At 62.2% G+C, this 6,948-nt stretch carries 6 protein-coding genes; 3 read left to right on the top strand and 3 right to left on the bottom strand.

Annotated features, from left to right (window positions below):
• The 3 genes from VGM51_02430 to VGM51_02420 all read right to left on the bottom strand — a co-directional run.
• Positions 1-587: hypothetical protein (locus VGM51_02430; GenBank protein ID HEY3411892.1), on the bottom strand; the 587-nt coding region annotated here is incomplete at its 3' end.
• Between the two features lie 989 nt (positions 588-1,576).
• On the bottom strand, positions 1,577-2,479 hold the full coding sequence (galU, locus tag VGM51_02425; GenBank protein HEY3411891.1) for a UTP--glucose-1-phosphate uridylyltransferase GalU: 903 nt from the start codon (positions 2,477-2,479) through the stop codon (positions 1,577-1,579).
• Between the two features lie 9 nt (positions 2,480-2,488).
• Positions 2,489-3,487 (bottom strand): GHMP kinase, encoded by a 999-nt coding sequence (locus VGM51_02420; protein HEY3411890.1) that lies wholly within the window; start codon positions 3,485-3,487, stop codon positions 2,489-2,491.
• Between the two features lie 142 nt (positions 3,488-3,629).
• Between VGM51_02420 and VGM51_02415 the strand changes: the two genes are divergently transcribed.
• The 3 genes from VGM51_02415 to VGM51_02405 are packed head-to-tail and all read left to right on the top strand — an operon-like array spanning position 3,630 to position 6,852.
• The gene (locus VGM51_02415; GenBank protein HEY3411889.1) at positions 3,630-4,592 is read left to right on the top strand and encodes an NAD-dependent epimerase/dehydratase family protein; all 963 of its coding nucleotides are present in this window, start codon (positions 3,630-3,632) and stop codon (positions 4,590-4,592) included.
• Positions 4,583-5,872 (top strand): HAD-IIIA family hydrolase, encoded by a 1,290-nt coding sequence (locus VGM51_02410; protein ID HEY3411888.1) that lies wholly within the window; start codon positions 4,583-4,585, stop codon positions 5,870-5,872. Before VGM51_02415 ends, VGM51_02410 begins: the two co-directional genes overlap by 10 nt.
• Entirely contained in the window at positions 5,869-6,852 is a 984-nt protein-coding gene (locus VGM51_02405) for a GHMP kinase (protein HEY3411887.1), read from the top strand. Before VGM51_02410 ends, VGM51_02405 begins: the two co-directional genes overlap by 4 nt.
• The last annotated feature ends 96 nt before the right edge of the window (positions 6,853-6,948 follow it).

Below are 6,948 nucleotides of genomic sequence, written 5' to 3'. Positions count from 1 at the left end.
GTGAACGTGCCAGTTTTACCACCGGCGACAACCGTGACGGAAGCCGGCACGGTGAGAGCAGTGCTGTCGTCGGAGAGCGTGACAACGGTGCCGCCCACGGGCGCTGTCTGATTCAAAGTGACGCTACACGTTGTCGTACCGGCTGCCATGACCGACGATGGGGTGCAGGCCAACGAGGATATCCCGATAGATGTTGGGGCCGGTACAGTGACAGTGCCGCCGGTTGCGGCAGTGATGATGTCATCGCCTGACAATGAGGCGGAAATCGCGTTCGTGACCCCAATCACCTTGGTGAGGTTCGTGTTGGCAGACGGCGTCAGAGTCGCGATGGCTACGACGCCATCTGCCATTGTGTTGTAAGTGAGCCCGGATAGCAGACAGACAGACTTGCCGCTCTCAGCATTGCACGTCAATTCTGCGGCAGCAGTGGCAGCACTAGGACCAGCTGTCACTGTCATCGCGGTGAAATCGGAAGTGGCGAATTCAAGAGTCCACTGGAGCCCGGCTGGCTGAGTTCCACTAGAGGTCAGCGAGAGGGCGAGATCGACTTTGCCTTCTGCCGTCGTTGTGACAGAGGAGAGTGCCAATGAAACCTGCCCGTACGCTGCGGACGCCCAAAGCACAAAGCTAGCCGATACTATTGCTCGAGTTAATAAAGCTAAATTCATATTGAGGTGCCTGCTCATCTCGGCCCTAAAGGGCATTCCCTGCTAGATCAATCGGAAGCTGATCACGAAGAGTTAATAGAGAGCTAACCTTAGAGGCGGGGTAAGGACGAACGTAGCGCTGGGTTCATGCGGATTAACATAAGTGGTCAAATTTCCTGGTCTAGAGCAGACCGGTCCGTTAGCTTCTGAGGTATGAGGCGGGGATCCTGGTAGGTTGGTTGAGGTTGCCAAGACCAATTCAGCCGAACGGAGATTGCCGCCTTGAATCGAATAGGCGGCAGCTTCTCTCAGTCGCTGGAGCTCTCCCCACGCCTGGAGTTCGAGGCGGCCGGGCGCAATCTCTCTCTGAGATCACAAACAGCTTGGCTTTGCCCCCAGCATCAGGCAGGGTTGGAATCGACCTAGGCCTCGCTCGCTGTGCTGTGCTCTCTACCGGGGAAAACCGCTGCCCTCGAACGCCTTCCGTCGGGCTCAAACCAAACTCGCCAGACGGCAATGCCGCCTGGCACAGAAACAGAGGGACTCAGCCAATATATAGAAGGCCAAGTGGAAGGTAGCTCGGCTGTAAGTTAAGAGCGTGGATGCCAGCAAAGGCCTCCTGCACAAACTCCCTACGAGGCAGATCAACGAAGATCAAGTGATCGTCGTAGAGACGCCGACAGTGAGCAGCATGCAGAAACTCCACCGTTTGACAAAATCGATTGCCGGACGGTCATTCGGCGCGTCGGCGAGGCGCGCCTGTCAAGACGGCACATACCTAATGACCGATGCGCCTATTTGCCGGTACGAAGCTAGCAAGGTATCCGGGCCGGAATGCATCGCAATGACAGGCGGCGCAATATTCATCCGCAGCCATCTGTTGGATTATTCTCGGGCGCAAGACAAGCGGATGATCGGGCCGGATCGCTTCAGTTGCAGCCCTCGGAACCGGCATTATTCAGCAACTCCCGCAGAAACGCATGGAGTGGCTCCCCGATGTCCGGCCTGCGCAATGCTAACTCGATGAAGCACTTGGCGTACTCCAGACGGTTGCCGATATCGAAGCGGCGTGCCTGCCAGGCCAGCGCGTAGACAGGGGATTGCTGGGCCAGCAGATTCATGGCGTCGGTTAGCTGGATCTCTCCGCCCACGCCGGTTTGCGTCGCATCGATACAATCGAAAATGGCTGAGGTGAAGACATAGCGTCCGGCGATGGCGAGGTCGCTGGGCGCCAGGTTGACTGCCGGCTTCTCCACCAATTTTCTCAACCGCAATAGATCATCACGGCCTGGCTCGGACACGCCATCCACAATACCGTAGCGGCTTACCCATTCCGGCAGGACGCGGTGGACGGCAACCACACTGGCCTGTGTGGTATCGAAGGCATCAAGCAACTGGCGCAGACCGGGCTTTTGCCCCTCGGGCGGATCGATGATGGTGTCACCCAACAGCACAGCAAAGGGTTGGGTCCCCATGTGGGCGCGGGCAAGCCGGATGGCATCGCCCAAGCCGAGCTGTTCCTTCTGCCGGATGTAGTGGATCTGGACCCTGTCGCCAATGTCGCGCACCTGCTCGACAAGGTGGTGCTTGCCGGCGGCACTCAGGAACACTTCCAGATCCGGGTTGTAATCGAAGTGGTTCTCAATGGCCTGTTTGCCGCGACCGGTAACGATGAGGATGTCCTCAATGCCGCTCTCAACTGCTTCTTCAATGACAAACTGGAGCACCGGTTTATCCACTATGGGCAGCATCTCTTTCGGCATGCTCTTGGTGGCAGGCAGGAAGCGCGTGCCCATGCCGGCGGCGGGAATGACGGCTTTGCGGATTATCATGCAGCAGAGTTACTCCTCAATCTTCGGCACAAGCAAGGTAGCGCCCATCTCAGCATAGGATTCCCGCAGTTGGCGGAGCCGTTCCGGATCTCCGTCATAGCAGCCGACAATGGCACCGCCGGAACCGCAGAACTGTGTGTAAGCGCCCAGACGGCGCCCCCGGTCGATCAGTTCGCGGTTGCCGGGGCTGATGGGGATCAGGCGGGCGCGGAGGTCAAATGCCTCGTTCATCAGCGGACCGATTTCGGGACCACGGCCAGCGCTCAGCAGATCGCGCGCCTGCTGCGCAAAGGCGGCCCACTGCAGCATGGCGTCCACCACGTCCTTGTCGCCGTGGTTGAAACGGCTGCGCAGGTCATTGTGGGTGATCTCGGTGCCCTCGGCGAGATTGTCATGGAAGGCGACGTAGAGCGGCGGCAACAGGCGGGCATCTATCGGCTCGTAGTCGCCGTGGCCCTGGCGCTCCATCTTGGCCTTGTCGAAATCCATGTAGACGACGCCTTCATAGACCTGAACCACGCGATCCTGGAGGCCGGCCCCAATCCCCAGCTCTTCCATTTCCACGCTGAGAATGACGCCGGGCAGCAGCGGCATGGGGATCTCCACGCCAAAAAAGCGCATCAGGGCGCGCATCGTGGCCGTTACGATGGCGCTGGAGCCCGCCATGCCCACGCGCACGGGAATATCGGTGTCGTACTCGATGGTGAAATTCCGATTGAACGGCAGGCCGTGGGCGCGGCACCAGTCACTGAAGCGCTTGATGGCCGCCTTGATGAGCCGCACACCGCCGTAGTAGCCGTTCTGGTGGACGTCCTCGAGAAACTCGGCGCAACTGCCGAAGTCCATGCGGTCCCGGAAGCCCCCAACGATATGGATGCGCGGCGATTCGTAGATCACCACACGCGCCCGGTAGTTGCGGACGGTGAAGGCTATGGTCTTGCCGAAGTAGCCGTCCGAGGGATTCCCAATCAGACCCGCGCGAGCCCAGGCATTGGTGTGGATCAACATGACAAGCTATCAGTGTAGCGTCGCGGGGCTGGAGCGGGGCTGCGGGCGAGAGCTGTAACCGTCCAGACATCTAAACATTCAGGCTGGTGCCATTTCTCATTGCACGCCTTCCGCCATCGGTGTTGTGATGGAGGAACCATCCATGCCGGAATCCATTGCAATCACGGGCGCCGCGGGCTTTATTGGCAGCCATCTGGTGGATTACTTTCTGGCGCAGGGCCGGACTGTGACCGGGCTGGACAACTTCAGCCGCGGCACACGGGCCAATCTCGCCAGCGCCCTGCAGAACACGAATTTCCGGCTGATCGAAGTGGATCTGGCCGACCCGCGAGCCTCGGCCGCTTGCAAGTTGGACGGCGTGGCCGAGTTCTGGCACCTGGCCGCCAACTCCGATATCCCCGCGGGTACCGCCGACGCCGCCATCGACCTCCGGGACACGTTCCTGACCACCTGCCATACGCTGGAGCTGGTGAAGCGGTTCAGCATCGGCCGCCTGTGCTTCGCCTCCACCTCGGCTGTGTACGGCGACCTGCGGCAGACTCTGGATGAAGACTCCGGCCCTCTGTGGCCCATCTCCAACTACGGTGCCATGAAGCTCGCCTCCGAGGCGGCGATCAGCGCGGCGGTGGAAAGCGCCGGGTTCCAGGCGCTCATCTTCCGCTTCCCCAACGTGGTGGGCAGCCGCGCCACCCACGGGATTCTCTTCGATCTGATCGGACGCATTGCACGGGGTGGCATTACGGACCTGGAGGTGTTGGGCGACGGCTCGCAGCGCAAGCCCTACCTGCACGTCTCGGACCTGCTGGCGGCCATGCTGCATATCAGCGCGCGCGCCAGTGGACCGCGCAGTTGCTACCTAATCGGCCCGCCGGACGACGGCATCACGGTACGCGAGATTGTCGCGGCGATCCTGGCCGAATGCGCGCGCGGGTTAGCGGCGCGCTACACGGGCGGGGCTCGCGGCTGGGTGGGCGACGTACCTCAGTTCCAATACTCGGTGGCCAAGCTGGCGGCGCTGGGCTGGACCGCCAGCATGTCCAGCGGCCAGGCGATTGAACGGGCCGTGCGGGAGATTTACGCCGAGATGAAACAACCATGCAGCTAGCCATCATCGCGGGCGGCAAAGGCACGCGGTTGCGCAGCCGTATCGGCGACCTACCCAAGCCGCTGGCGCCCGTGGCCGGCAAGCCTCTGTTGCAGCATCAAATCGAGATGGCGGCCGCGCAGGGCGTGCGGGATATCGTCGTGCTCACCGGCTATGGAGCGGCGGCCATTCGCGAATTCTGCGGCGACGGCTCGCGCTGGGGCGCCTCGGTTCAATTCCACGAGGAGACATCGCCGCTCGGTACCGCCGGCTGCGTGCTGGAGGCGCTGGACCTGCTGCCGAACGAATTCATCGTGCTCTATGGCGACACGATGCTCGATATCGATCTGAACCGCTTTCTGCAATACCACCGCCAGAGCGGGGCGGAAGCCACGCTGCTGGCGCACCCCAACGACCATCCGCAGGATTCCGACCTGCTGGCGGTGGACGAGCGCGGCATCGTGCGCACCATCCTGCCCTACCCGCACCCGGAGGGCGCGTGGCTGGAAAATCTTGTCAATGCCGCCGCCTACGTGCTGGACAAACCCGCCCTGGCCGCCTATCGCGAGCGGTTCCGCTCCGGCGACTTCGCCAAGCACCTCTTCCCCTTGATGCTGGCCGATGGCCGCCGCATCGCGGCCTACCGCAGCACGGAATACATCAAGGATGCCGGCACACCGGAGCGGCTCGATAAGGTGGAAGCGGACTTCCTCTCCGGCCGCATCGCGCAGGGGCGCGCCCCGCGTCCGGCGGTGTTTCTCGACCGCGACGGCACGCTGACGGCCAGCACGGATCTGGTAATCGGCCTGGATCAGTTGGAACTACTGCCCGGCGCGGCGGAGGCAGTGCGGGCCGCCAATCGCGCCGGGTATCTGGCCGTGCTGGTGACCAACCAGCCGGTAATCGCCCGCGGCGATTGCACGGTAGCCGAGTTGCGCATTCTCCATAGCAAGCTGGAGACGTTGCTAGGGCGCGAGGGCGCCTATCTCGATAAGATCTACTACTGCCCGCACCATCCCGACGGAGGCTATCCCGGCGAGCGGCCCGAGCTGAAGATCGAATGCGAATGCCGCAAGCCGCAGCCCGGCATGATCCTCCAGGCGGCCGACGAGCCGAACATCGATCTGGCGCGGTCCTGGCTGGTCGGCGATTCCACCATGGATACTCTCACTGCCCACAATGCCGGCATCCGCTCGGCGCTGGTGGCCACCGGCAACGGCGGCGCCGACGGCCGCTATCAGGCCGAACCCACATTTCGTACCGCCGACGCGGCCGCGGCAGTTGCACGGATTCTCTCATGATCATCAGCAAAACCCCACTCCGCATGAGCTTCGCCGGCGGCGGCAGCGACCTGCCTGCCTACTACCGGCAGTTCGGCGGCGCCGTGCTCAGCACCACCATCGACAAGTACATCTACATCACGGTAAACCGGAAGTTCGATCACTGGATTCGCGTCAGCTACTCCAAGACCGAGGAAGTGGAGCAGGTGGAGCAGATCGAGCACCGCATCGTGCGCGCCTGCCTGCAGCGGCTGCACGTGCGCAACGGAATCGAGATCACCTCCATCGCCGATATCCCCTCGCGCGGCAGCGGGCTCGGCTCGTCCAGTGCGTTCACTGTCGGGTTGTTGCATGCGCTCTCGGCCTATCAGGGACGGTACCGCGCGGCGGAAGACTTGGCGCAGGAAAGCTGCGCTGTGGAATTGGAGCACTGCGGCGGCGCCATCGGCAAGCAGGATCAATACGCCGCGGCCTACGGCGGATTGAACTTCATCCGGTTTAAGAACGACGAGACAGTGATCGTAGACCCGGTGATCTGCGAGCGGCGCGTGGTGGTGGGACTGGAACGCTCGCTGATGATGTTCTACACCGGAGCGACGCGCAGCGCCAATGAGATTCTGGCCGAACAGAGCGCCGCTTCGGCCTCCGACGCAGCGGCAAAGGGACGGCTCCACCGCATCGCTGCCCTAGCCGAAACCATGCGTAGTGAATTGCAGAATGGCAACCCCGCTGCCGTGGGTGAGATCCTGCACGAAAACTGGATGCTGAAACGCGAGTTGACCGGCGGCATCAGCTCAGCCGAGATCGATCAATGGTATGCTGCGGCCCGTCAGGCAGGCGCCACGGGCGGCAAGCTGTTGGGCGCGGGCGGCGGCGGCTTTCTGCTGTTTGCCGTGCCGGTGGAGAGACAGGACGAGGTACGCGCCGCGTTGTCGCAGTTGAGGGAGGTGCCGTTCCGCTTTGAGCAGGAGGGCAGCCGGATCATTTTCTACGCACACTAAGGGGGCGGCTCATTCAGTGGCTGCACGGGCATCGTCATCCCCATACAGCAGTTGAAGTAGCCTCTCGGAGGGAGTTCGCCCGAGTACCGTAGAATC

This window comes from Armatimonadota bacterium (assembly GCA_036504095.1).
Lineage (GTDB): Bacteria > Armatimonadota > DTGP01 > JAKQQT01 > JAKQQT01 > DASXUL01.
The sequence above is the reverse complement of the archived record's forward strand: the minus strand, read 5'-3'. Positions and strand labels throughout refer to the sequence as shown.